The sequence below is a fragment of the Pseudoxanthomonas wuyuanensis genome, assembly GCF_900215535.1.
GTDB classification, from domain to species: domain Bacteria; phylum Pseudomonadota; class Gammaproteobacteria; order Xanthomonadales; family Xanthomonadaceae; genus Pseudoxanthomonas_A; species Pseudoxanthomonas_A wuyuanensis.
The window spans coordinates 264,843-289,158 of sequence record NZ_OCND01000001.1; the positions used below are offsets into that span (position 1 = coordinate 264,843).

General features: G+C 67.1%; 21 protein-coding genes and 1 tRNA gene. 13 read left to right on the top strand and 9 right to left on the bottom strand.

Annotated elements, in window-relative coordinates:
- Window positions 1-71 precede the first annotated feature (71 nt).
- From CRO39_RS01210 to CRO39_RS01235, 6 genes are all read right to left on the bottom strand, one after another.
- Window positions 72-1,340, bottom strand: coding sequence for a CynX/NimT family MFS transporter (locus CRO39_RS01210; protein ID WP_097120740.1), 1,269 nt, complete (start codon window positions 1,338-1,340; stop codon window positions 72-74).
- A 145-nt stretch (window positions 1,341-1,485) separates the two neighbouring features.
- Complete coding sequence (gene pgaD, locus CRO39_RS01215) at window positions 1,486-1,944, bottom strand: poly-beta-1,6-N-acetyl-D-glucosamine biosynthesis protein PgaD (protein WP_097120048.1); 459 nt, start codon at window positions 1,942-1,944, stop codon at window positions 1,486-1,488.
- On the bottom strand, window positions 1,941-3,188 hold the full coding sequence (gene pgaC, locus CRO39_RS01220) for a poly-beta-1,6-N-acetyl-D-glucosamine synthase (RefSeq protein ID WP_097120049.1): 1,248 nt from the start codon (window positions 3,186-3,188) through the stop codon (window positions 1,941-1,943). The genes pgaD and pgaC overlap by 4 nt, the downstream gene beginning before the upstream one ends.
- A 5-nt stretch (window positions 3,189-3,193) precedes the next feature.
- Window positions 3,194-5,092, bottom strand: a complete 1,899-nt coding sequence (pgaB, locus tag CRO39_RS01225; RefSeq protein WP_097120050.1) for a poly-beta-1,6-N-acetyl-D-glucosamine N-deacetylase PgaB — start codon at window positions 5,090-5,092, stop codon at window positions 3,194-3,196.
- Entirely contained in the window at window positions 5,089-7,167 is a 2,079-nt protein-coding gene (gene pgaA / locus CRO39_RS01230) for a poly-beta-1,6 N-acetyl-D-glucosamine export porin PgaA (protein WP_274382273.1), read from the bottom strand. Before pgaA ends, pgaB begins: the two co-directional genes overlap by 4 nt.
- 467 nt (window positions 7,168-7,634) lie before the next feature.
- Window positions 7,635-7,711: transfer RNA gene (locus CRO39_RS01235), tRNA-Pro, on the bottom strand.
- 324 nt (window positions 7,712-8,035) lie between these two features.
- Between CRO39_RS01235 and hisS the strand changes: the two genes are divergently transcribed.
- A complete protein-coding gene (gene hisS, locus CRO39_RS01240) occupies window positions 8,036-9,436 on the top strand; it encodes a histidine--tRNA ligase (RefSeq protein WP_097120052.1) in 1,401 nt (466 codons plus the stop codon).
- 59 nt (window positions 9,437-9,495) lie between these two features.
- A complete protein-coding gene (locus CRO39_RS01245) occupies window positions 9,496-9,750 on the top strand; it encodes a hypothetical protein (protein WP_097120741.1) in 255 nt (84 codons plus the stop codon).
- A gap of 181 nt (window positions 9,751-9,931) precedes the next feature.
- Here the strand turns inward: CRO39_RS01245 and CRO39_RS01250 are convergent, their stop codons facing one another.
- Window positions 9,932-11,710, bottom strand: a complete 1,779-nt coding sequence (locus CRO39_RS01250; RefSeq protein ID WP_162125904.1) for a sensor domain-containing diguanylate cyclase — start codon at window positions 11,708-11,710, stop codon at window positions 9,932-9,934.
- 229 nt (window positions 11,711-11,939) lie between these two features.
- Between CRO39_RS01250 and CRO39_RS01255 the strand changes: the two genes are divergently transcribed.
- From CRO39_RS01255 to CRO39_RS01305, 11 genes are all read left to right on the top strand, one after another.
- The gene (locus CRO39_RS01255; protein WP_097120054.1) at window positions 11,940-12,263 is read left to right on the top strand and encodes a YerC/YecD family TrpR-related protein; all 324 of its coding nucleotides are present in this window, start codon (window positions 11,940-11,942) and stop codon (window positions 12,261-12,263) included.
- Between the two features lie 10 nt (window positions 12,264-12,273).
- A complete protein-coding gene (gene hisG, locus CRO39_RS01260) occupies window positions 12,274-13,188 on the top strand; it encodes an ATP phosphoribosyltransferase (RefSeq protein WP_097120055.1) in 915 nt (304 codons plus the stop codon).
- Entirely contained in the window at window positions 13,185-14,504 is a 1,320-nt protein-coding gene (hisD, locus tag CRO39_RS01265; RefSeq protein WP_097120056.1) for a histidinol dehydrogenase, read from the top strand. The genes hisG and hisD overlap by 4 nt, the downstream gene beginning before the upstream one ends.
- Window positions 14,501-15,583, top strand: coding sequence for a histidinol-phosphate transaminase (gene hisC, locus CRO39_RS01270; protein ID WP_097120057.1), 1,083 nt, complete (start codon window positions 14,501-14,503; stop codon window positions 15,581-15,583). Before hisD ends, hisC begins: the two co-directional genes overlap by 4 nt.
- On the top strand, window positions 15,580-16,653 hold the full coding sequence (gene hisB / locus CRO39_RS01275; protein ID WP_097120058.1) for a bifunctional histidinol-phosphatase/imidazoleglycerol-phosphate dehydratase HisB: 1,074 nt from the start codon (window positions 15,580-15,582) through the stop codon (window positions 16,651-16,653). The genes hisC and hisB overlap by 4 nt, the downstream gene beginning before the upstream one ends.
- On the top strand, window positions 16,653-17,252 hold the full coding sequence (hisH, locus tag CRO39_RS01280; protein WP_425479637.1) for an imidazole glycerol phosphate synthase subunit HisH: 600 nt from the start codon (window positions 16,653-16,655) through the stop codon (window positions 17,250-17,252). Before hisB ends, hisH begins: the two co-directional genes overlap by 1 nt.
- Window positions 17,252-18,022: a 1-(5-phosphoribosyl)-5-[(5-phosphoribosylamino)methylideneamino]imidazole-4-carboxamide isomerase gene (gene hisA / locus CRO39_RS01285; protein WP_097120060.1), complete on the top strand. Its 771-nt coding sequence runs from the start codon at window positions 17,252-17,254 to the stop codon at window positions 18,020-18,022. Before hisH ends, hisA begins: the two co-directional genes overlap by 1 nt.
- Window positions 18,016-18,792, top strand: a complete 777-nt coding sequence (hisF, locus tag CRO39_RS01290) for an imidazole glycerol phosphate synthase subunit HisF (RefSeq protein ID WP_097120061.1) — start codon at window positions 18,016-18,018, stop codon at window positions 18,790-18,792. The genes hisA and hisF overlap by 7 nt, the downstream gene beginning before the upstream one ends.
- Window positions 18,782-19,414: a bifunctional phosphoribosyl-AMP cyclohydrolase/phosphoribosyl-ATP diphosphatase HisIE gene (gene hisIE / locus CRO39_RS01295; protein ID WP_097120062.1), complete on the top strand. Its 633-nt coding sequence runs from the start codon at window positions 18,782-18,784 to the stop codon at window positions 19,412-19,414. Before hisF ends, hisIE begins: the two co-directional genes overlap by 11 nt.
- A gap of 157 nt (window positions 19,415-19,571) precedes the next feature.
- Window positions 19,572-21,152 (top strand): calcineurin-like phosphoesterase C-terminal domain-containing protein, encoded by a 1,581-nt coding sequence (locus CRO39_RS01300; protein ID WP_097120063.1) that lies wholly within the window; start codon window positions 19,572-19,574, stop codon window positions 21,150-21,152.
- A gap of 2 nt (window positions 21,153-21,154) precedes the next feature.
- Window positions 21,155-21,733: a YdeI/OmpD-associated family protein gene (locus CRO39_RS01305; RefSeq protein WP_097120064.1), complete on the top strand. Its 579-nt coding sequence runs from the start codon at window positions 21,155-21,157 to the stop codon at window positions 21,731-21,733.
- Window positions 21,734-22,698: 965 nt separating this feature from the next.
- Here CRO39_RS01305 and yddG read toward each other — a convergent pair.
- Both yddG and mtnC read right to left on the bottom strand, forming a co-directional pair.
- Window positions 22,699-23,592 carry an aromatic amino acid exporter YddG gene (gene yddG / locus CRO39_RS01310; RefSeq protein ID WP_097120065.1) on the bottom strand — a complete coding sequence of 298 codons (894 nt, stop codon included), beginning with the start codon at window positions 23,590-23,592 and terminating at the stop codon, window positions 22,699-22,701.
- A gap of 5 nt (window positions 23,593-23,597) precedes the next feature.
- Window positions 23,598-24,299, bottom strand: a complete 702-nt coding sequence (mtnC, locus tag CRO39_RS01315) for an acireductone synthase (protein WP_097120066.1) — start codon at window positions 24,297-24,299, stop codon at window positions 23,598-23,600.
- Window positions 24,300-24,316: the final 17 nt, after the last annotated feature.

The following is a 24,316-nucleotide window of genomic DNA, read 5'->3' on the forward strand; positions in this document are numbered from 1 at the left end:
AAGTGCGCGGCCGGCAAGACTCTGCTCGGGCAGCCGCACGCGCGAACCGCCCTGGAAGCAGCAAGCTGGAGCTACCAGGTGTCTTCCAGATGGCGCGGTTTGCAGGCCAGGTAGCCGCCGATCAGCAGCACCGCCACGCACAGCAGCAGGAACGCGAACGGCCACCGCCAGCCGTGGCTGAGTTCATGCAGCCAGCCGACCAGCAGCGGACCGGCGCAGGACAGGCTGTAGCCGACCCCCTGCATGAATCCGGACAACGCCGACGAACCGGCCGGCGTGCGCGTGCGCAGGTTGATCAGGGTCAGCGACAACGGGAACGTGCTGGGGCCGATGCCCAACAGCGCGACCCACAGCAGCGGTGCCGCCATCGGCGCCAGCAAAAGTCCCGCGAAAGCCATCAGATAGAAAACCGAACACGCCAGCACCAGGCCGAACGGCTTGCGCATGCGCACCGCCAGCGAAGGCATCGTCAGCGACGACAGCAGGCCCAGCATCGAGAACAGGCCGACCATCGCGCCGCCGAAGGCGGGCGTGGCGCCGGCCTCGACCAACAGCTTGGGCAGCCAGGTGAACATGGAATAGGTGACCAGCGAGGTCATGCCGAACATCAGCGCCATGCCCCAGGCCAGCGGCGAACGCCAGACCCGTCCGGCGGCTGCGGGGCCGGCCAGTTCCGGTGCCTCGTCGGCGACTTCCACTGCCTGGTCGTGCACCCGTGCCAGCGGCGAATCCTTGCGCCGCTCCACCCACAGCACCGCGATCCAGGGCACCGCCGCGGTTGCCGCGAACAGCGACCACAGTCCCAGCGACAGCTGCCAGTTGCTGGCCGCCGCCACCGGCACCGCCAGCAGCGCCGGCAGGATGGTGCCGGCCTGCAGCACGGTGATGTACAGCGTGCTGACCGTGCCGATGCGGTCGGCGAAATAGCGCTTGACCAGCGGCGGCAGCACGACGTTGCCGATGCCCATGCCGGCCAGGGCCACGGCCGATGCCGCCAGCAGCGCCAGGGTGTCGCCGGCGGCCGAGCGCAGCAGCAGGCCCAGCGCGGCCAGCAGCATCGCCAGCAGCGCGGTGCGTTCAAGTCCGATGCGATGGGCGATGGCGGGCGTGAGCACGCCGAAAACGGCGAAAGCGGCGGTCGGCAGCATGCCGAACACGCCGGTCATGGTGGCGCCGAAGCCGAAGCTCTGGCCAAGCGCATCCAGCAACGGCGTCAAAGAGGTGACCGCCGTGCGCAGGTTGAATGCGGACAGCACGATGCCGATCAGGACAAGACCGCGTCCGGACCAGAGCGAAGCAGGGAAGGGGCGCCGGTCCGGCGCGGAGTGCGGTGTTGTCATCGGCGCCATTATCGTCGATGGCAACACCGCCAGCCGGGTTGGAACGCAACGCAGTGTCGCGCCAGCCGCCGCTATGCGGTGTGTCGCTGCGGTGCCGAAGTGCGGACAGGCAAAGACTGCTGCCGCTTTCGGCAAAGTCCGGCGGTCACGCCATGGCCAATGCCGATGGCGTCATCGCCGACGGCTGCGCCCTGTCGTCCATGTGCAACACGGTGACCTTGGCGTCGCGCAGCGAAGCCGCTACGGCCGGCGCGGCCCCCAGTCCCGCGGCCACCTCCTCCAGCGAGACGTTGGCCTGCGCGCCGCGGCGGTCGGACTTGCCGAACCGGTGGCGGTTGTACTCGGCCCAGCCGATCAACAGCAATGCGCACAGCACGGCGATGATGGGCAGCGAGATCAACAGGAACGGCTCGACCTGATGCTGCCGCGTGTACAGCTCGAAGAACGCGGTGCGGATGCCGAGCAGCCATAGCACCAGCGTCGCCAGCGGCGACCACAGGTAGAAGTACAGCGCCCAGAATCCCAGCGTGACAAAGCCCCAGGCGGTGCGTTGCAGGCGCGGCTGCGCGTACGGTTTGCTGATTAGTTGCGAGTCGTATTTCATCGGATTCCCCTGTCCGGACTGACCCAGGTGGCACGCTTCCCGCGCCGCTTCATCAGCGTCTTGGGCACGGCCACCACGGTGGTGAAAAGGCTGAGCAACCAGTACGCCATCGGGTACCAGATCATCCAGAAGTAATTGCGGCCCACTCCGGTCTCGTAGCGGCGGTCGATGATGATGCTGCTGGCGAACTGCAGCATGCATACCAGCGCCAGGACCATGCCGTGCCAGGACGGAAGAATGGTGCGGACGAACAATCCGTCCGGCATCGGCACGAACTTGCCCAGCGCCCACAGCACGATGATGAACAGCATGGTGTAGGCCCAGGCCACGCTGAACAGGTATTCGACCAGCACGCCCCACATGCGCCGCTTGCGCCAGGCGAACAGATCGCTGCAGTGCCGGAACAGCACCTCCACGCCGCCCTGCGCCCAGCGCAGCCGCTGCCGCCACAGGCCCTTCAGCGTTTCCGGCATCAGGATGAAGCACAGCGCGTTGGGTTCGTAGCGGATGTCCCAGTGATCCATCTGCAGGCGCCAGCTGATGTCGATGTCCTCGGTCACCATGTCGTCGGCCCAGTAGCCGATGCGGTGCAGGGCAGTGCGGCGGAACGCGCTGATCACGCCCGACACGGTGAAGATGCGCCCGTACACGCGCTGGGCGCGCTTGATCATGCCGATGATCGAGGAGAACTCGCCCACCTGCAGCCGGCCCAGCAGGGTCGAACGATTGCGGATGCGCGGATTGCCGGTGACCGCTCCCACGCGCGGTCCGGATGTCAGGTGCCAGACCATCCAGTGGGTGGCGTACTCGTCCAGCAGCGCATCGCCGTCGATGCAGACCAGATACTCGGAGCGGGCCGCCAGCGCGCCCATCCGCAACGCATTGGCCTTGCCCATGTTGCGGTCCAGATGGACCACCCGCAGGCGCGGGTGCAGCGCCGCCAACCGGTTGAGCTTGTCGGCGGTGTCGTCGCTGCTGCCGTCGTTGATGGCGATGACCTCGAAGTCCGGATAGCGCTGCGCCAGCGCCGCGCCGATGGTCTCATCGACGTTGTCGGCTTCGTTGTGGCACGGGATCAGGATCGACGCCGTGGGGAAGGAATCCATCGGCGGCGGTTCGGTGCGCGGACGCTGGTGGCGTTCGCGCCGGAAGTAGTAATACAGCCCGCCGGACATCCAGAAGAACGACATCACGATGGGGTAGAGGAACGCGAACTGGAACAGTATCGAGAGAGTCGTGTTCATGGCAATCACCGTTCCTCGTAAGGAAAGCTGCGCGCCGACAGGCTGCCGCGCGCGTCCTGCAGGCGCGGCTGGTCGCCGATGAAATCGTCCGGGTACCAGCCCAGGTGGCGTACACCATCGGCCTGCAACTGTCGTACCAATGCCTGCAGGGTCTTGCCGGGTATCGGCCTGCGCTTGCGCCAGTCCACGGTCTGCAGTTCGAACAGCGTCTTCTCGAAGCGCGGGTCGTGTTGGCGCACCGCTGCGGTCAACTCGCGCATCCACGCCTGCGGACGGCGGTGCGCGCCTTCCATCCAGGGCATGGCCATCAGCGCGGTGTAGTCGTAGGCGTCGATAAAGGAATCCAGGCGCTGGCCGAACCATTGCTGGCTTTCCGGCCGCAGCACCGTCAACGCGTACAGATTGCGCACCGTGGCCAGCTTGGGGCGCCAGCGTTCGGCCGACGCTTTCAGCTCATGGGTGAAGTCGATCAGCAGCCGGGTGCGCGCATCGGCGCCACCCAGCGCGGCGAGTTCGTCGTCGCGCAGGTAGGCGTCGTCGTGGAACAGCAAGCCTTCGAAGTAGCTGGCCACCGCCAGGTCTTCGTAGACATCGGCGATCAGCTGGCGTGCGCGCGGGTTGCTGGGATCCAAGCGGAAAATATCGCCGTCGCGTTCGGGCAGCGCCAGCTCGCGCCGCTGTTGCGCCTCCGGCGGCTCGAAACCCAGCACCGGCAGCCATGCGAAGACCTTCACCTCGGCGCGGGTTTTCAGCTGCCAGGCGACCCGGTTGAACAGATCCGCGCGCACCGGCAGGTGGCGGTTGGGGAAGTACAGCGCGTCGGCCGAACCGTTGCCGTCGGGATCGGCGAAGGCCTGCAGGAACACATGGCTGGGACCGATGCGCTTGACCCGCTCGATCAGCGCGTCGAGGTTGCGGTCCTGCTGGGCCGGGTCGGCATCGTAGACATAGTCCAGATCCACCTGCATCGCGCGCACGCCCTGCACATCCTCGTCGTGGCGCAGTTCGTAGGCCAGATCGGACACGTTGGGGTTGTTGTAGACCAGCAGCCGGGCCAGGCCGTGCAGATTCGCGGTGAGCTTCTGCTCGCGGCCTTCCAGGTCGAACGACACCGTCATGCCCAGGTCTTCGGCAATACCGTTGCTGATGCTGCTGTAGGCCGCGTAGGGCCAGACGATGGCGCGCGGACGCACGCCCAGTTCGCGCTCGATGGCCGCAGCGCTGGTGGCCAGGTCGCTGCGGATGCGGGCGCGGTATTCGGCTTCGGATTCGTAGCGCTGCGCCTGCGGGTCGTAGACGCGGGTGATGGCGGCAGGAGTGATGTTGCCCTGCGGATTGGAGGTGACGCCGTGGTGAAGATCATGGCTGTGCGAGGCCACTTCGACCAGGCCGCTGGCCTGCATTTCGCGCAGCTGTTCCCAGGTCAGGAAATCATCGCCGGTGAACGGGCGCGGGCCATAGTCCACCTGCTGGCCGGCCGGCAGATCCAGCCACGAGGTCACCACCGCCACCAGTGCAGGGTAGCCATAGGCGCGCAGCAACGGGAACGCATGCGTGTAGACGCTGCGCAGGCCGTCGTCGAAGGTCAGCAGCACTGCCTTGGCCGGCAGCCGGCGCTCGCCGCGCGCGGCCGCCTGCACGTCGGACAGGCTGACCGGGCGATAGCCGTGCCCGGACAGCCAGTCCAGATGCGCGGCGAAGTTCTGCGTGCTGGCCGCGTAGGCGTCCGGATCGCCCTTGCGCGCCACATCGTCGCGGATGTCGTGGTAGCTCAGCACCAGCAGCGTGTCGCTGCCCGCGGTGACGGATGCCGCACCGGCGGATTGGCTGGCGCTGGCCGAGAGCGGCAGCAACAGCAGCCAGCAGGCCAACAGGCTCAGGATCAGACGGTCCATGCGTTTCATTCTCCCCACCGGTATTCGATATCGAAGCCAAGCCGTTCTTCGCGCTGGCCGTCGTAGACCGGACGCGACCAGCTGATGCCGTAGTCCAGTACCTTGCCGACGCCGAAACGCCATTCGTGGCGATAGCTGGCGCGCGGTACCCACGCGCTGCCGTAGCCTTGCTGCCAGTAGGGGCCGGCGGTGACCTCCAGGCGCTGGCGCAGATGCCGCTCATAGCGGCGCCAGGTCATGTGGTCGATGCGTGCGCCGACGTTCAATGCATGGTCGCGCCCGGGATTGAAGTAGGGCGCGTCGTCGCGGCTGCCGCGCGAGGCATAGCCATCGCCGAGCAGGTCGACCAGCAGGTGCGGCCGGGTAAGCACGCGGCGCTGGCCGTACACGCGCAGTTCGCGGCGGCGGTTGCCGTCGTCGTAGTTTGACTGCTTGTAGGCGCCGCCCAACTGGCCAAGTTCAGAGGGCGTCCACTCCAGACCGGCCTGCCAGGAATCGGCGCCGATGCCGCTGCGGCGCGCCTGCAGCGACGCCTGCGGGTCGGCATGGAACGCCGCGGCGCTGGCGCGCAGCGTGTCGCTGAAACGCCAGCCGGCGCGCAGCCCGAATGAGGTGCCGTCCAGATAGTCGTCATCCGGGCGCGACACCTGCGCTTCCAGGTTCAGCCGGTCGTAGGCATACAGCACGCCGACGCCGGTATAGCGGCCATGCACGCGCTCGCCCTGGAAATCGGCCCAGGCGTCGCTGGCCTGCGCGGTCAGCCGCCAGCGGTCGGCCAGCAGCGGAGTCTCGACATAGACGCCGTATTCGCCGTCGCGGTTGCCCAGCGGCGAAGCGCTGTCGCCATTGCCTTCGCCATCGCTGCGGCCGCCGGCCGCCCAGGCGCGGCCGCGCCAGCCCAGATGCGCATCCCAGTAGCGATCCAACCGGCGCACATGCGGGTTGTCGGGGAACTGGGCGAGCAGTTCGTCATGCAGCGGCCGCGCCTGGTCGACGCGATCCAGCGCCAGCAGCGCTTCGGTGGCGCCGATGCGCGCCTCGATGCTGCGCGGATCCAGCGTCATCGCCATGCGCTGGCGTTCCAGCGCGCGTTGCGGCCAGCCGCGCTGGATGAATACGCTGCCCAGCCGCGATTGCAGGCCGGCGTTGTTGGGCGCGATGGCGGCCAGCGATTCCAGCTTCTGCTGCGCGTGAGCCAGGCGGTTGCCGTAGGCCATCAGCATGGCGTGGTTGCTGTCGGCCTCGAAGCGGCGCCAGTTCTGGTGGCCGCGCACCGCGCCCGGCGCGCGCGGCCACGGCTCGTTGGCATCGGCCAGCGCCTGCAGCAGCGCCAATGCGCGCGGGTGGTCCTCCGATTCCAGGTACGCGTAGGCCAGCAGCACCTGCACGTCGAACTCGTCGGGCATGGCTGCCGCAGCCTGTTGCAGCGCGGCGATGGCATCTTCCGGATGCTGCGCGGCCAGCAGCGAGTCGCCGGCCTTGGCCAGCACGTAGGGCGGCATGGCAACGCCGCGAGCCTGCAGATCGCGGTAGGCGGCTACGGCGTCGGTGTGCTTCTCCAGCGCATTGAGCATGACGATGCGGTCCAACTGCGGACGCAACGCCGAAGCGCGCTGTTCCGGAGTCAGGCTGGCCAGGTAGTCCTGCATCAGCCGTTCGGCCAGTTTCATTTCGTCCAGCCGGCTGGCTTCGTCTTCGGCATACAGGCCGCCCCAGACGATCAGCCGGGCCAGGCGGTCGTCTTCCAGCCGCTGCCGCTGTTCGGCCGAAAAGGCCTGCGGCCGGGCACGGTAGAGCTGCCAGGAACGGTCGGCACCGCCCATATCGGCCAGCGTCAGTACGCGCAGGCGGTAGATAGCGTCATCGTCCGGGTGGTCGTTGTGCAGGCGTTCGTAAATGGCCAATGCGGCCAGCCATTGGCGCTGCTCGCGCAGCCGCGCCGCTTCTGCCAGCGCCTCTTCCATCGGGAAATGCGCCGCCGGGGAGGCCAGTGCATTCGCGGTGGACTGGGCGTTGGCCGGATTTGGCCAAAAAGCTCCACCCAAGGCGCAGGCGAGCGCCATCCATAAGTTCGAGTTCTTCAAGAGTGTCTGCCCCTGTTACAGACCGGCCCCCTGCGGAGGCATTCCTAGCCAATGCCCATAGCTATGCATGGACCTTGCCAATTTTAGGGGAAAAGTGTGAATTTGGTCACAAAACGAGAATTTCGTTAATGTCTCGTAAATAAACGTGATGCAAGTCACGATTTCTGCCGCAAGTACGACGTAGACGGAATGCGGCCCACCGCGTAGGCGACGACTTCCCGCCAGGACGCCCAACTGACCCTCCAACGGCCCGATCTTGCGGCGCTGGCAGATTGGCGGAGACTTGCAACGACGCATCGCGTCACATAAATGCGAGTCACGTCACATTTTGTCGGCCGCGCGGAAATCGGTGGACCGGGCGCTGCCACGACGGCGCGGAAGGCACTGGCATGTCTGCGTTGCGCAGACCGTCGAGATACCTGGGGAGGAAACCTTGGGGGAAGACCAGCGGCATCGAAAGTGCCGGCTGGTCGGGGAGACAGGATTCGAACCTGCGACCTCTACGTCCCGAACGTAGCGCTCTACCAGACTGAGCTACACCCCGTGGAGCCGCGCATTGTATTCAGTCGCAGGGGGTAACGGCAATAGGCAGCATGCGTTGCCGTCGCGGCCATGCGCCGGGCTGGGCCGTGCGCCGGGCTCCGCTGGCTCACGCAGAATCGATCGCACTCTAGGGTGGCGTCCCGCAAACAACGTACCCATCCGGCTTGGTCCTGCCCCCCGATCCTGCGTTGCTCGTCGTCACCATAGTCCCGCGATGCCTCCTCCTCGCGCCTTGTCCTGGGGGCCAATCCGCTGCGCCACACAGGCAAGCTATTTGCAGGACACCACACTAGAATGTGCGTTTGCCGCCTGCTGGAGTTTTCGCTTGATCAAGCCGCGCACGCCGCCCGGGGTCATGGAGTTGCTGCCCCGCGAACAAATCGCATTCCAGCGCATGCTGGATGCCATTCGCCGCAACTACGAGCGGTTCGGCTTCCTGCCGGTGGAAACGCCGGTGTTCGAGCTGTCGGAGACGCTGCTGACCAAATCCGGCGGCGAGACCGAGCGGCAGGTGTATTTCGTGCAGTCCACCGGCGCCATCGCCAATGCGCGTTCGGCCGACGGCGCGGCCGAGGCGCTGCCGGAACTGGCGCTGCGCTTCGATCTGACCGTGCCGCTGGCGCGCTACGTGGCCGAGCACGAGCACGAGCTGACCTTCCCGTTCCGCCGCTACCAGATCCAGCGCGTCTATCGCGGCGAACGCGCCCAGCGCGGGCGCTTCCGCGAGTTCTACCAGTGCGACATCGACGTGATCGGCAAGGACGCGTTGAGCATCCGTTTCGATGCCGAGATCCTGGCGGTGATCCATGCGGTGTTCAGCGACCTGGGCATCGGCAAGTTCACCGTGCAGCTGAACAACCGCAAGCTGATGCGCGGCTTTTTCGAAGCGCAGGGAATCACCGATGGCGAACAGCAGGCGCTGGTTTTGCGCGAGGTCGACAAGCTGGACAAGCGCGGTGCCGACTATGTGCGCGAAACGCTGACCGGGCCGGAGTTCGGGCTGGCCGCTGAGGCGGTGCGGAAGATCCTCGAGTTCGTCGCGGTGCGTTCGAGCGGCCACGCCGATGCACTGGCCCGGCTCGACGCGCTGGGGCAGGGCAGCGAAACCCTCAACCAGGGCATCGCCGAACTGCGCGAGGTGCTGGCGCTGGTCAAGGCGCTGGGCGTGCCGGAAAGCGACTACTGCCTGAACTTTTCCATCGCCCGCGGCCTGGACTACTACACCGGCACCGTCTACGAGACGCAGCTGGACGACTATCCGCAGATCGGTTCGATCTGCTCCGGCGGCCGCTACGAGGATCTGGCCAGCCACTACACCAAGTCGAAGCTGCCTGGCGTGGGCATTTCGATCGGGCTGACCCGGTTGTTCTGGCAACTGCGCGAAGCGGGTCTTGTCGCCGGCAGCGAGGAAAGCAGCGTGCAGGCGATGGTGGCGCTGTTGGACGAGACGCAACTGGCCGATTCGCTGGACATCGCGCGGCGGCTGCGCGCCGGCGGCATCAACACCGAAGTGCAGATGGAAGCGCGCAAGCTGGGCAAGCAGTTCCAGTACGCCTCGCGCGCCGGCGTGCGCTTCGTGGTGCTGGCCGGCGAAGACGAGCTGGCCCGCGGCGCGGTGACGGTCAAGGATCTGCTGCGCGAGCAGCAGTTCGAAGTGCCGCGCGACGAACTGGCCAGCAGCCTGAAGGTGGAACTGGAGCAGGCGCGCGCGCTCGCAGGCCGCTGACGGTGCGCGGCTACAGGGCTGCGGCATGCCTGGGCCTGGCGTTGGCGTTGGCCGGCTGCATGGGCGATCCCGATGAGCGCGTCCGCCGATTGGGGAAAGACGTTCATCTGATCAGCAGCGATCGCTGCGCGGTGCTCGGCGACGAGCTGGAACGCGACATCCGCGAGCGCGCCATCCGCCAATGCCCGCATGGCGTGGCGCAGATCGGCGAGTTCCGCCCGCAGCCATCCAAACAGGGCAGCCTGCTTGGCGAATGCTTGAGAGCGGGCAAGCTGCAAGCGCAGGTGACCTGCCACGGCAAGAACTCGCAGTAATGGAACCGATGCGTCAGGACGGCAAGGCGCCGACCTGCAGCCGCCCGCTTTTGTAGGGGCGCCTGCAGGGACCCAGAGGGGGCGACCTGTAGGAGCGACGTAAGTCGCGATAAAGCTCTACCGGTAACGCCTCATCGCGACTTACATCGCTCCTACAAGCCGCTCGTCAGGAGACCGTCTTCTACAGCATCCGCACGCAGTCGCGGCCTTCGGCCTTGGCGGCGTACAGCGCCTGGTCGGCGACCTGCAGCGCGGACTCGATACTGTTCTTGGCCGAAGTATCGACGCAATGCACGCCAATGCTGGCCGACACCGGGATTTCGATGCCGTCGACACGGCAGGGCTGGTTGCGCAGGCTCTGCCGCAATTCCTCGGCCACCACGCTGGCTTCGACCAGGCTCATGCCGGGCAGGGCGGCGATGAACTCCTCGCCGCCGAACCGCGCCAGCAGGGCGCCGTAGGGAGCCAGCACCACCGCCATCGTGTTCGATGTCCAGCGCAGGCAGGCGTCGCCGGCAAGATGGCCGTAGGTGTCGTTGATGCTCTTGAAATGATCCAGATCGATCATCAGCAACGAGATGGGCCGGTGCGTATTGCGCGCCTGCGACAGCAGATGCTCGAAGGCCTCGCGGAAATGGCTGCGGTTGTACAGGTCGGTCAGTCCGTCCAGGCGGCTGGATTCGCGCAGGCGCACATGCGCCTCTTCCAGTTGTCCCAGCGCGCTGCGCAGTTCGGCGGTGCGCAACTCCACCTTCTGCTCCAACTGCAGCTTGGCCTCGCGCACGATGCGTTCGTTTTCGTTGCGCAGCGCTGCGTAGCGGTAGCCCAGCGCCACCGACAGCAGCAGCATTTCCAGTGCCGAACCGATCTGCACGCCGTACTCGGTGAAGAAGGTCTTGGGCAGCAGGCCGAACGCCAGCGCAACGAAGACCGCGGTGCCGAACAGGAACATCGACCACGCCAGCAGGAACAGCCTGGCCGGCTTGTAGCCCAGCCGTATCACCATCGTCGAGGCCACCGCGATCCAGCCGATGCTGAGGAACACCGCCGCCGAAGCGATGGGAGTGGCGAGGTGATAAGGCAATTGGGTCGCGGCGACGCCCAGCAACAGGAAGAACGCCATGACTCCCAGGCTGACCCAATCGCCCGCCGGCCATCGCCGTTTCAGATCAAGGAAGTGGCGGGAGAACTGCTGCATGCCGATCTGCGCCAGGCAGATCGACAGCGGCACCGAATGATCGGCCAGCCAGGCGGAGTTGGGCCACAGGTACTCGAAGCCCAGTCCATTGAGGGTGAACAGCACCAGCCCGAACGCGGAAATATGGAACAGGTACCAGAAGTAGCTGGCATCGCGCAGGGCCAGCCACAGCACCAGATTGTAGAAGAACAACGCCAGCAGGATGCCGTAGTACAGGCCGATGGCCAGTTCGGCATAGCGCGCCAGTTCGCTGAAGGCGGTCGGCGTATACAGCGCCAGCGGCACCTGCATCGAGCTCTGGCTTTGCACGCGGACCAGCAGTTCGACCGGTTCGTCCAACGGCAGGGTCAGCCAGAAATTGGGATGGCGGTGGCGGACGCTGCGGGTGTCGAACGGCAGGTGGTCGCCGCCGCGATAGTGCTGCACGCGCCCGTCCGGATGGTGCACGTAGACGTCCAGCAGGTCGCTGAGGGGGTAGTCCTGCACCAGCAGCCAGCGCGGTTCCAGCGGATTGCGGTTGACGATGACGGCCTGGAACCAGAACGCGCCGGTCTGGAAACCGAAGGCTGCGCCGCCTGCGGGCAGCGGCTGGAAATCGGCCGAACGCGCGCGAATGGCATCGACCGTCGCTTCGCCGCCGGCATCGTGGAAATAGCGCATGTGCGCGGCGAGATCCTGCTGCGAGGCCGTGGCTGCCAGTTCGGCGGGAGCTTGCGCGGCTGCGGTCAGGCACCCGAACAGAGTCAGGACCCAGCCCAGCACCAGTCGGTTCCGCCAACGCCGCATAGCCTTCCCTCTCCCGACAGGACCAGCGCGAGTTCGCCAGGCCGCTGCTTGCCCGGAGTGTACTCGTGCCCGTGGGGTAGGGAAGAGCGGCAAGCGCGCCCAGGCTGCCCTGACGGGAAGCGCCGGAACCGGTGCCGCGGCTTGACCGGCCTTTGGTGTTGCGTTAATGTGCTAACGCATTAATACATCAAGTGACGCTTGCACGATGAAACGCCGCCCCCCTGCCGACGCACAGACCGATAGCGCCTCCATCCGCGCCCTGTCGCAGGCGCTGGCCGCGCTGACCCAGGCCGGCGACGTCCAGGCCTTCCTGGAGGACCTGTGCACGCCGTCCGAGCTGGAGGCGATGGCCGATCGCTGGCGGGTAGTGCCGTTGCTGCTCAAGGGCGTGCCGTACCGCGAAATCCATGACCTGACCCAGGTCAGCGTGACCACGATCGGGCGCGTGGCCCGCACCCTGGAACGCGGCACCGGCGGTTACGCGGTCGCTTCCCAACTGCAGCCGCGCACCGCCGGCGCCTCCTACTGAGCCTTTCCCCATGAGCCCCGCTCTTGCCTCCGCGACGCGCGATCGCCTGCGCATCGCCATCCAGAAAAGCGGCCGCCTGGCCGAACCGGCGCGTGCGCTGCTGTCGGCGTGCGGTCTGAGCTGGCGCGAAAGCCGCGACAAGCTGTTCTGCTACGGCGAATCGCTGCCGGTCGATTTGCTGCTGGTGCGCGACGACGACATTCCCGGGCTGATCGCCGACGGTGTCTGCGATTTCGGCGTGGTCGGCCGCAACGAACTGGACGAGCAGGCCGGCGAGCGCGCCCGCATCGGGCTGCCTCCGGCCTACCGGGAGCTGCGCGCGCTCGGTTTCGGTGCCTGCCGGCTGATGCTGGCGATTCCGGAAAGCTGGGATTGGCAGGGGCCGGCACAGCTGCAGGGCCTGCGCATCGCCACCAGCTATCCGGCCATTCTTGCCAACTGGCTGCAGGCGCAGGGCGTGGATGCCAGCGTGGTCGAGTTGTCCGGCTCGGTCGAGATTGCGCCCAAGCTGGGTACCGCCGATCTGATCTGCGATCTGGTGTCCAGCGGCGCCACCCTGGCCGCCAACCAGCTCAAGCCGGTGGAAACGCTGCTGCAGAGCGAAGCGGTGCTGGCCGGGCCGGTGCGCGAGTTCGACGATTCCCGCGCCGGGCTGGCGGCGATGCTGCTGCGGCGCATGGATGGCGTTCTTAAGGTCAAGGACAGCAAGCTGCTGATGTTCCGCGCGCACCGCGATACCGTCGCCGAACTGTCGCGGCTGCTGCCCGATGCCGACCCGTTCACCCAGTTGGCGGCCAACGGCGATGGTCCGCTGTCGCTGCAGACCATGTGCCACGGCGCGGTGACCTGGCAGTTGCTGGAGGAGCTGGAACGGGCCGGCGCGCAGGGCTTGATGGTGCTGTCGGTGGAGAGGTCGCTGGCATGAATGCGGACGCGATCAGTTGGCTGCGACTGGACTGGCCGAGCCTGGACCAGGCCGCACGCAGCGCCGCGCTGACCCGGCCGGTGCAGACCGTTGCCGCCAGCACGCGCGAGTCGGTGGCCGCGTTGCTGGCCGATGTGCGCGCCAACGGCGATGCCGCGCTGCGCGAAATCACCGCGCGTTTCGATGGCGTTGCGCTGTCCGGCTTCGAAGTCGGTGCCGATGAGTTCGCCGCGGCGGCCCAAGCGGTTCCGGCCGGGCTGTACGCGGCGATGCAGCAGGCCGCGCAACGCATCGAAGCCTTCCACCGCGCCGGCATGGCCCAGCCCTATGCGGTGGAAACCGCGCCGGGCGTGGTCTGCGAACGGATGATCCGGCCGATCCAGCGGGTCGGCCTGTACGTGCCGGCCGGCAGCGCGCCGCTGCCTTCCACCGCGCTGATGCTGGGCGTGCCGGCGCGCCTGGCCGGTTGCCGCGAAGTGGTGCTGTGCACGCCGCCGCGCAAGGACGGCAGCGCCGACCCGGCGGTGCTGGTGGCCGCGCGACTGACCGGCGCGACCCGCGTGTTCAAACTGGGCGGCGCGCAGGCGATTGCGGCCATGGCGTTCGGCAGCGGTTCGGTGCCGCGCTGCGACAAGATTTTCGGGCCCGGCAACAGCTACGTGACCGAGGCCAAGCAGCAGGTCGCGCAGAGCGGCGCTGCCGCCATCGACATGCCGGCTGGGCCGTCGGAGGTGCTGGTGATCGCCGATGGCGGCGCCGATGCGGCGTTCGTCGCCGCGGATCTGCTGTCGCAGGCCGAACATGGCCCGGACTCGCAGGTGCTGCTGATTTCCGACGATGAAGACCTGTTGCAACGCGTTGGCGAGGAAATCGAATCGCAGCTGAGCGCGCTGCCGCGGGCCGGCATTGCCAGGCAGGCGCTGGCGGCATCGCGACTGATCAAGGTCGAACGGCTGCAGGATGCCTTCGCCATCAGCAACGCCTATGCGCCCGAGCACCTGATTCTGGCGCTACGCGAGCCGCGCGCCTGGCTGGATCAGGTCGAAGCGGCCGGTTCGGTATTCCTGGGCGATTACACGCCCGAAGCGCTGGGCGATTACTGCAGCGGCACCAACCATGTCTTGCCGACCAGCGGCGCCGCGCGCGCCTACAGCGGGGTCAGCGTGTCCAGTTTCCAGAATTTCGTCAGCGTGCAGTCGGCCAGCCGCAGCGGCCTGGCCGCAATCGGCGACTGCGCGTTGACGCTGGCGCGCGCCGAGGGCCTGGATGCGCACGCCAATGCGGTGGCGCTGCGGATGCGCAAGGTGGCCGCATGAGCGTGCCGCTCAACCTGGTGCGCGAGGACCTGCGCGATTTTGCCGGCTACAAGTCCGCGCGCAGCGAGACATTGCACGGCGATATCTGGTTGAACGCCAACGAATCGGCCTGGGCCAATCCGGCCGACGCGCAGGCCTCGTGCCGCCGCTATCCGGACCCGCAACCGCAGGCATTGCGCGGGCGGCTGGCGCAGCTGTACGGCTGCGCCACCGAACAACTGCTGATCGGCCGCGGCAGCGACGAAGCCATCGACCTGCTGGTGCGCGCATTCTGCAATCCCGACCGCGACGCGGTGGTGGTCACGCCGCCGGTATTCGGCATGTATGCGGTGTGCGCGCGGCTGCAGGGCGCACGCATCATCGAAGTGCCGCTGGTCGATGGCGAAACCGGATTCGTCGCCGATCTCGAGGCCATCGCCGAAGCGGCCATCGCAGGCGGCGCCAAGCTGGTATTCCTGTGCACTCCGTCCAACCCGGCGGGATCGGCCATCGCGCTGGCGGATATCGCGGTATTGGCCAGACGTCTGGACGGCGTGGCGCTGGTGGTGGTGGACGAAGCCTATGGCGAGTTCGCCGACAGCGCTTCGGCGACGACCTTGCTGGCCGCGCACGCCAACCTTGCCGTGCTGCGCACCTTGTCCAAGGCGCACGCGCTGGCCGCCGCGCGCATCGGCAGCCTCGTCGCAGACGCGCAATTGATCGACGTGCTGCGCCGCTGCCAGGCGCCATACCCGGTGCCCACGCCCTGTGCCGAACTGGCGCTGGCCGGATTGTCGGATGCCGCACTGGCGCAGACCCGGCAGCGGGTGGAACTGGTCAAATCCGAGCGGGTGCGGCTGCAGGCCGCGCTGGCGGTTCTGCCGGAAGTGGTGCGCGTGTATCCCTCGCAGGGCAATTATCTATTGGTGCGATTCCGCGACGCCGAGGCGGCTTTCCGCACCCTGCTGGCCGCCGGGGTGGTGGTCCGCGACCAGCGCGCGGCGCCGCAACTGGAGGACGCGCTGCGCATCACCATCGGCTCGCCGGAGCAGAACGATCGCGTGATTGCCGCATTGCGGGCGCTGGAGATGGCGGCATGACGCCCATCCTGTTCATCGACCGCGACGGCACCCTGATCGAGGAGCCCGCCGATTTCCAGATCGACGCCTACGAGAAGATCCGCTTCGTCCGCGGCTGCATCCCGGCGCTGCTGAAGCTGCGCGATGCCGGCTACCAGTTCGTCATCGTCAGCAACCAGGACGGACTGGGCACCGACAAGTACCCGCAGGCCTCGTTCGACGGCCCCAACGACCTGATGCTGCAGATCTTCGAAAGCCAGGGCATCGGCTTCCGCGAGGTGCTGGTGGACGGCAGCTGGCCGGAAGAGAACAAGATCACCCGCAAACCCGGCATAGGCTTGGTGCTGCATTACCTGCAGGACCGCAGCATCGACTGGAAGCGCTCGGCGATGGTCGGCGACCGCGAAACCGACATGAAATTCGCCGACAACCTGCGCATCCGCGGTTTCCAGCTGAAGACGCCGCAGTTCGGCGGACAGTGGGACTGGGCCGGCATCGCCCACGAGCTGGCCGACGCGCCGCGCCGCGCGGTGGTGCAGCGCGATACCAAGGAAACCAGGATCCGGGTGGAAGTGGACCTGGACCGCGTGACCGACCCGGCCATCAACACCGGTCTGCCGTTCTTCGATCACATGCTGGAACAGATCGGCAAGCATGGCGGTTTCGCGCTGGACATCCGCAGCGACGGCGATCTGCATATCGACGAACACCACACCGTCGAGGACACCGGGCTGGCGCTGGGGCAGGCGTTGCGCGAGGCGCTGGGCGACAAGCGCGGCATCGGCCGCTACGGCTTCACCTTGCCGATGGACGAGACGCTGGCGACGGCGGCGCTGGATTTCAGCGGGCGGCCGTATTTCGTCTTCGACGGCGAATTCAAGCGCGAACGCGTCGGCGACCTGCCGACCGAACTGGTGCCGCATTTCTTCCGTTCGCTGTGCGATGCCTCCGGCCTGAATCTCAACCTGAGCGTGCACGGCGACAACGATCACCACAAGGTCGAGGCCTGCTTCAAGTCGCTGGCGCGGGCGTTGCGCCAGGCCATCCGCCGCGAAGGCGCCGAACTGCCCTCGACCAAGGGAGCGCTGTGATGCGGGTTGCGCTGGTCGATGCCGGCGGTGCCAATATCGGCTCGGTGCGCTATGCGCTGCAGCGGTTGGGCATCGATGCCGAACTGACCGCCGATGCCGGGGCCATCCGCGCCGCCGACCGTGTGATCCTGCCCGGCGTCAGCACCGCGGCGCAGGTGATGGCGCGGCTGCGCGAGTCCGGGCTGGTCGACACGTTGCGCACGTTGCAGCAACCGTTGCTGGGCGTTTGCGTGGGCATGCAGCTGCTGTTCGAGCATTCCGAAGAAGACGACACCGCATGCCTGGGGCTGTTGCCGGGCCGGGTGACGCGGCTGCCCGACAGTACCGGCGTGCGGGTGCCGCATATGGGCTGGAATACGCTGGCGCCGCAGCGCGAATCGTCGCTGACCCGCGGTATCGGCCAGGGCGAGTACGCGTACTTCGTCCACAGCTATGCCGCGCCGGTGACCGCCGACTGCCTGATGGCCAGCGAACACGGCATCGCCTTCGCCGCGGTGGTCCAGCGCGGGCAGGTGGCCGGCGCGCAGTTCCACCCCGAGCGTTCGGCTGCCGTCGGCGCGCGATTGATCCAGAACTTCATCGAAACAGGACTGGCCTGATGGGCGCTGCGGCTACCACTCCGGCGTCGGTTGCGGCGCCGTTCCAGCGCTATCCGGCCATCGACGTCCGCGATGGGCGGGTGGTGCGGCTGGCGCAGGGCGACTATGCCCGCGAAACCCGCTACGGCGACGACCCGCTGGCGCTGATCCGCGACTATGCCGCGCAGGGTGCCGACTGGCTGCATCTGGTCGACCTGGATGCCGCGCGCGCCGGCGGCTATACGCTGGCGCCGCTGCTGCAGCGGATTGCCGGCAGCACCGGCTTGCGCGTGCAGACCGGCGGCGGCGTGCGCTGCCGCGATGACGTGGCCAGGATTCTCGAGGCCGGCGCGGCCCGGGTCGTGGTCGGTTCGCTGGCGGTGCGCCAGACCGATACCGTACTGGCGTGGATCGCCGAATTCGGTGCCGAACGCATCACCGTGGCGCTGGATGCGCGCCAGGACGACGCCGGCATCTGGCGGCTGCCGGTGCACGGCTGGACCGAAACCGCGGCCGAGACGCTGGACGATCTGGCCGTGCGCTTCGCCGACGGCGGACTGATCCATCTGCTCAGCACCGACATCGCCCGCGACGGCATGCTGTCCGGGCCCAATCTGTCGCTGTACCGGCATCTGCGCGCGATTGCGCCCTCGTTGCAGGTGCAGGCGTCTGGTGGTGTGCGCGAACTGGCCGACATTCCCGCCGCGCGTGCGCAGGGCTGTGCCGGCATCGTGCTGGGCCGCGCGCTGCTGGAAGGCCGTTTTTCATTGCCGGAAGCGCTGGCATGCTGAGCCGCCGCATCATTCCGTGCCTGGACGTGCGCGGCGGCCGCGTGGTCAAGGGCGTGCGTTTCCGCGACCACGTCGACATGGGCGACATTGTCGATCTGGCGCTGCGCTATCGCGACGCCGGCGCCGACGAACTGGTGTTCTACGACATCGGCGCCAGCCCCGAGGGCCGCTCGGTCGATTACGGCTGGGTCGAACGGGTGTCCAGCCTGCTCGACATCCCGTTCTGCGTGGCCGGCGGCATCCGCAGCGTCGATACCGCGCGCGCGGTGCTGCACGCAGGCGCCGACAAGATTTCGGTCAACACCCCGGCGCTGGAGCGCCCGCAGCTGATCGCCGAACTGGCCGAGGCCTTCGGTGTGCAATGCGTGGTGGTGGGCATCGACTCGGTGCGCGAGGCCGATGGCCAATGGCGCGTGCGCCAGTACACCGGGGATCCCGACAAGACGCGGGCGCTGCCGGTGCGCACGCTGGACTGGGTGGCTCAGGCGCAGCGGCTCGGCGCCGGCGAAATCGTGTTGAACTGCATGGACAGCGACGGCGTGCGTCGCGGCTACGATATCGAGCAGCTGTCGGCGGTGCGCGCGATCTGCCGGGTGCCGCTGATCGCTTCCGGCGGTGCCGGCGAACCCGGGCATTTCGCCGAGGTGTTCCGCCAGTCCGATGTCGATGGCGCATTGGCGGCCAGCGTCTTCCACAGCGGCAGGATTGCGATTCCCGAATTGAAACGCTTCCTGTCGATACAGAACATCGAGGTGCGGCATGTCGGTTGACGCGGATGGCCAGGACTGGAGCAAGCTGGATCCGAGCGGCCTGGATTGGAGCAAGCAGGACGGACTGCTGCCGGCAATCGTGCAGGACGCCGATAATCTGCGCGTGCTGATGCTGGGCTATATGAACCGCGAAGCGCTGCAGGCCACGCTGGATGGTGGCAAGGTCACCTTCTACAGCCGCAGCAAGCAGCGGCTGTGGACCAAGGGCGAGAGCTCGGGCCACTTCCTGGAGCTGGTATCGCTGGCCGCCGATTGCGACAACGACACCTTGCTGGTGCAGGCGCGTCCCCACGGGCCGACCTGCCATCTGCAGCGCGCCAGCTGCTTCCCGCAGGCGCCGGCAGCGTTTCTGGCCGAACTGGACGCGCTGGTCGCGCAACGCGAACGCGAGCGTCCGGCAGGCAGCTACACCACGCGCCTGTTCGAAGGCGGCGTGCGCCGCATCGCGCAGAAGGTCGGCGAGGAAGGCGTGGAAACCGCGCTGGCGGCGGTGGCGCAGGATGAGGCCGCACTGCTGGGCGAAAGCGCCGATCTGCTGTTCCATCTGACCGTGCTGCTGCGCGCCCGCGGGTTGTCGCTGCAGGACGCCATTGCGGAGCTGCAAGACCGCCATCGACGGTAGGCAACTCAGCGACCCGATAGGGGATCCGTGGGACTGTGGGAGCGACGTGAGTCGCGATTCATCGGTGTCGGCATGCCGGCACCACTCCTGCCGGGGAAGCGACAACCGACGGCGAGTCCGGGCGATAATCGTCCCGACAAGCTGCCTGGATCCGCCCGTGCGCCATCTTCTTTCTGTCATTTCGTTGCTGTGGCTGGCCGCTCCCGCGCAGGCGTCGCCGCATTGCGAAGGCGGGCAGGTATGGGAGGACCGCAACGGCAACGGCCACTACGATGCCGGCGAAACGCCACTGACCGGCATCAAGCTGTCCGACGGCGTCGAAGTATTCATCACCGATGCCGACGGCCGCTACCGGTTCGCCCCGGTCGAGGGCCGCACGCTGTTCGTGATCAAGCCGGCCGGCTACGACGTCCCGCGCCGCGCCGATGGCATTCCCGATTTCTGGACGCATGCGCGCACCACGCCAGGCCCTGCGCTGAAATACGGCGGTATTCCGGCCGGCAGTCCGGGCTGTCGCGACTTCGGCCTGATTCCGCGCGCGACCTTGGCGCAGTCCCCGGATCTGGAAGCGCTGATCTTCGCCGATACGCAGACCAAGAGCCTCACCGACGTCGGCTACTACCGGCGCGATATCGTCGAGCCGCTGATCGGCAGGCACACGGCGCAACTGGGACTCACGCTGGGCGACGTGGTCGACGACGATCTGTCGCTATACCCGGCCCTGAACACGCAGACCGCCCGCCTGCAGGTGCCGTGGCTGCATATCCCGGGCAATCACGATCTGGATTTCGACGCCGGCAGCGACGGCGACTCGCTGCTGACGTTCCGCCATCATTTCGGTCCCGATACCTTCGCCTGGGAAGAAGAACGGATGACGTTCATCGGAATGGACGATGTGATCTACCGGCCCGGCCAGAAGCCGGCGTATGTCGGCGGTTTCCGCGAGGACCAGTTCGCGTTCCTGCAGGCCTATCTGCCGACCGTTCGGAAAGACCGGTTGCTGGTGCTGGGCGTGCATATCCCGCTGTTCGATACCGGCGGCGGCAGTTTCCGCGCCGCCGACCGGCAACGGTTGTTCGAGCTGCTGCGCGACTTTCCGCATGTGCTGCTGCTGAGCGGGCATACCCATACCCAGCGCCACTGGTACCACGACGCCGCAACCGGATGGCATGGCCCGCAGCCGCTGCACGAATACAACGTCGGCACCGCCTGCGGCGCGTTCTGGTCTGGAGTGAAGGATGCCGATGGCATTCCCGATGCGACCATGGCAGACGGCACGCCGAACGGCTATGCGCGGCTGAAGGTCGCTACCGGCGGCGACTATGCGCTGTCCTGGCACCCGGCTCGCGATGCGCAGGATCCGGCCATCGGCCTGCATGCGCCCAAGGTCCTGCGGCAGGGCGCATACCCGGCCTGGGGCGTGTACGCGAACGTCTACCTGGGCGATGACAGGACCCGGGTCGAGTACCGCGTGGACGGGGGCGAGTGGAAACCGATGCAGAAGGTATCGCAGCCGGATCCGCGGCTGCTGGCCGAGAACATGCGCGATGACCTGGCCGATGCGCTGCGCGGCTACGATCGTTCGCCGGAGGCCAAACCTTCGCAGCACCTGTGGCGCGGCGCGCTGCCTACCAGCCTGCCGGCAGGCGAATATCGCATCGACGTACGCGCCAGCGGTCGCTGGCATGATGAAGTGAGCGCATCCACCCGTTACCGGTTGCAATCAGCGACGGAGTGAGCATGGCCGAACCCTTCGATCTTCCGGTCAAGCATTTCAAGAGCGCCGCCGCCTGGGAGAAGTGGCTGGTTGCGCATGCGGATGCGCGAGGCGTCTGGTTGCAGATTGCCAAAAAGGGAGCGGACATGGCGTCGCTGACCTATGCCGAAGCGTTGGATGTCGCCCTCTGCCATGGCTGGATCGATGGCCAGAAGCAGGCATTCGATGCGCAGTGCTTCCTGCAGCGCTTCACCCCGCGGCGCCCGCGCAGCGTGTGGTCGAAGATCAATGTCGGCAAGGTGGAGACGCTGATCGCCGCCGGCCGCATGCAGCCGGCGGGGATGCGCGAGGTGGAAGCCGCCAAAGCCGATGGCCGCTGGCTGGCGGCCTACGACTCAGCCCGGACAATGGAAGTGCCGGCCGAACTGGCGGCGGCACTGGCGAAGAACAGCAAGGCCAAGGCGTTCTTCGAAAGCTTGAACAAGACCAACTACTACGCCGTGTGCTGGCGCGTGCAGACGGCCAAGAAACCGGAAACCCGTGCCGCCCGCGTACACAAGCTGGTCGAGATGCTGGCGCGCGGCGAGAAGATCCACGGTTGATGCCGCAGTGCAGGCGGCCTGACAAGGCTACTGTTGCAGGAGCGATGGCTTGACCAGCCATTCGGCTGTTGAAAGCCAACAGCCGAATGGTTGGTCAAGTCGCGAGTATTGGCCGGAAGAGCTATTGAAGCCTGCCTGTTAGGCATCCGGACGCGCTGCGGCGCGTTCTTCATATGGACATCGGAACGACTAAGGGGGCGCGGCTGGCGAAGGCGGGCTGGCGCGGAACGCGTGACTGGCTGGCGAAAGCTGGCGAGTTGCGTGGCGCGAAGTTTAGTCAGTCGTTCCGATTTCTGTAGAAACGAGAATCAATCTCAATAATGGGGCGGGAGTCGGTAGTCGGGGAGGCTCGGCTTTGCTTTTCCTCTTCAAAGAGGTTCTTCACCCAAGAGCGGGGAACGTCTATGTGGAATCCGGTGGCCAGAGCAGTGCGGGACACGCCGTAAATGCCCAGGATGCGGGGCCGGCCCGTCATCGCAGATGGCGGGCGTTCGGCTGCGCGCGAAGCCGTGCTTCGCAAGCGCTTGCCTCACCCATGCAGGCTCTTCCGCGGCATCCATGCCGCGTACGGTCCCGCACTGCCCTGGCCACCGGTTTCTGGACGCTTGGTCGGCGCTCGAAGAAAGGCTTTCCGAAGTCGCGAGCTGCCATCTGCCCGAAGGCGACGGCCGGAGGGCTGGGGGTGCGGAGAGCAGGCCAGGGGTGAGCCAAGGCGGTTGGCGCGGCACTGCCGCGCGCCCCGGCGAACGCCCGGCGCGCTGCGCCGGGCCGGTTCGGGCCGCGAAGCGGAACGAGCCTGCGGCCCGACGTAAAGACACGACATCGTCAGGAGGGCGGAGCACCCCCCAGCCTGACGGGCGGCGCCTCCCGCCGAAGCCGACACCCGGAAACGGGAGAAGAACCTTAAAAAAAGGCTGTTTATCCGGCTAGTGAGGGAACGTTCCCCACGCCACTCGCCGCCGCAGTCAGCGCGTCGGAGACGCGGCGCTGGCGTGCGTCCGCGGCTTGCGCACGCTCAGCCACGCACCCAGCAGCAGCAATCCGATGGCGACCGCCTGTATCCAGTGCGGCTGCGCCTGGCCGGATACCACCAGCAGCAGCGTCGACAACAGCGGGGCCAGGTAGGACAGGCTACCCAGCAGCGCGATGTCGCCGCGTTTGGTGCCGTGATCCCACAGCCAGAACGCGGCGCCGACCGGGCCGATGCCCATCAGCAGCAATACTCCCCATTGCGAGGCGCGTGGCGGCACCGTCTGTTCGAACAGCAGGTGCGCGATGGCTCCCAGCACCGCAACACCCACACAGGCCACAGTGATGGCGGCGCTGGGCACCGCGGCGTGGCGCCGGTTGAGTACCGAGTAGGCGGCCCAGATCACCGCCGCCGACAGGGCGGCCAGATAGCCGGCCACGTATTCCGGCCGCACGTTCAGGCCGCTGCCGCGCGTGATCAGCAGAACGGCAGCGGCCAGTCCCAGCAGCGTGCCGGCGATTTGCGCGGGCCGCACTCTCACGCCGGGCAGCAAGCCGGCGAACAGCACGATCAGCAGCGGCCACAGGTAGTTCAGCAGGTTGGCTTCCACTGCCGGCGCGCGCTTGAGCGCCAGGAAATAAAGCGCGTGATAGCCGAACAATGCCGCCGTGGCCAGCGCCAGCGCCGAAAGCGGTTGCCGTAGTTCCGCCCAGCCGGCTGCGCCGCGCGCAGCGGTGCGCAGCAAGCCGATGATTGCCGCAAAACCGAAACTCAGCGCCAATACCTGGAACGGCGGCAAGCCATCGGTCGCGGCGGTCAGAACGGCCAGCGAGGCCCACAGCAGGATGGCCAGCAGACCGCTGAGCGTGGCGGCGCGCTGCGTCGCCATGGCACTCAATGAGGAAGCTGGATGTCGGCGAAGCTCGACACCTGCGGATGGCCGTTGGCCGCCGCACCTGTGCGCGGTTCGGGGTAGTCCTGCAGCCGATCGATCAGTTGCGTCTGCAATCCCGCATCGCGTGCCGCATCCAGTTCCTCCACCACATCCGACAGGAACAGGATGCTTCCCGGCGCCATACCGATGCTTTCGGCGATGCGGCGATAGCTGTCGGCTTCGCGCTTGCCGCCGACCTCGGTGTCGAACCAGCCGGAAAACAGCGGGGTCAGATCGCCGGCGTCGCTATGGCCGAAGAACAGCTTCTGCGCCGGGACAGAACCGGACGAATAGACGTACAGTCGGTAGCCGGCCTCGAACCAGCGCCGCAGAACCGGTGCCGCGTCCGGGTAGATATGCGCGGTGAAATCGGCATCGCGGTAGCCGGCCTGCCAGATCATGCCCTGCAGCGCTTTCAATGCGGTGTGCTTGCGGTCCAGGTCGATCCAGCCCTGCAGCGTTTCGACGATCACATCGTCGTTGCAGATGCTGCCGTGCTCGGTGGCCACCGCATCCAGCCAGCGCCGCACTTCCGGCTCGTTGCCATGCTCGCGCACGAACGCGGGCAGCGCGCGGCGGGCATACGGAAACAGCACGTCCTTGACGAACGAGATGCTGCTGGTGGTGCCTTCGATATCGGTGAGGATGGCGGAGATGGGCATGAATGGCGGGGCGGAGT

Excerpts from the sequence above, each read along its gene's own strand:
- CRO39_RS01210 (WP_097120740.1), bottom strand. The coding sequence starts at position 1,340 with ATGACAACACCGCACTCCGCGCCGGACCGGCGCCCCTTCCCTGCTTCG.
- pgaD (WP_097120048.1), bottom strand. The coding sequence starts at position 1,944 with ATGAAATACGACTCGCAACTAATCAGCAAACCGTACGCGCAGCCGCGC.
- pgaC (WP_097120049.1), bottom strand. The coding sequence starts at position 3,188 with ATGAACACGACTCTCTCGATACTGTTCCAGTTCGCGTTCCTCTACCCC.
- pgaB (WP_097120050.1), bottom strand. The coding sequence starts at position 5,092 with ATGAAACGCATGGACCGTCTGATCCTGAGCCTGTTGGCCTGCTGGCTG.
- CRO39_RS01245 (WP_097120741.1), top strand. The coding sequence starts at position 9,496 with ATGGGCGATCCCGATGAGCGCGTCCGCCGATTGGGGAAAGACGTTCAT.
- CRO39_RS01255 (WP_097120054.1), top strand. The coding sequence starts at position 11,940 with ATGAAACGCCGCCCCCCTGCCGACGCACAGACCGATAGCGCCTCCATC.
- hisG (WP_097120055.1), top strand. The coding sequence starts at position 12,274 with ATGAGCCCCGCTCTTGCCTCCGCGACGCGCGATCGCCTGCGCATCGCC.
- hisD (WP_097120056.1), top strand. The coding sequence starts at position 13,185 with ATGAATGCGGACGCGATCAGTTGGCTGCGACTGGACTGGCCGAGCCTG.
- hisC (WP_097120057.1), top strand. The coding sequence starts at position 14,501 with ATGAGCGTGCCGCTCAACCTGGTGCGCGAGGACCTGCGCGATTTTGCC.
- hisB (WP_097120058.1), top strand. The coding sequence starts at position 15,580 with ATGACGCCCATCCTGTTCATCGACCGCGACGGCACCCTGATCGAGGAG.
- hisH (WP_425479637.1), top strand. The coding sequence starts at position 16,653 with ATGCGGGTTGCGCTGGTCGATGCCGGCGGTGCCAATATCGGCTCGGTG.
- hisA (WP_097120060.1), top strand. The coding sequence starts at position 17,252 with ATGGGCGCTGCGGCTACCACTCCGGCGTCGGTTGCGGCGCCGTTCCAG.
- hisF (WP_097120061.1), top strand. The coding sequence starts at position 18,016 with ATGCTGAGCCGCCGCATCATTCCGTGCCTGGACGTGCGCGGCGGCCGC.
- hisIE (WP_097120062.1), top strand. The coding sequence starts at position 18,782 with ATGTCGGTTGACGCGGATGGCCAGGACTGGAGCAAGCTGGATCCGAGC.
- CRO39_RS01305 (WP_097120064.1), top strand. The coding sequence starts at position 21,155 with ATGGCCGAACCCTTCGATCTTCCGGTCAAGCATTTCAAGAGCGCCGCC.
- yddG (WP_097120065.1), bottom strand. The coding sequence starts at position 23,592 with ATGGCGACGCAGCGCGCCGCCACGCTCAGCGGTCTGCTGGCCATCCTG.
- mtnC (WP_097120066.1), bottom strand. The coding sequence starts at position 24,299 with ATGCCCATCTCCGCCATCCTCACCGATATCGAAGGCACCACCAGCAGC.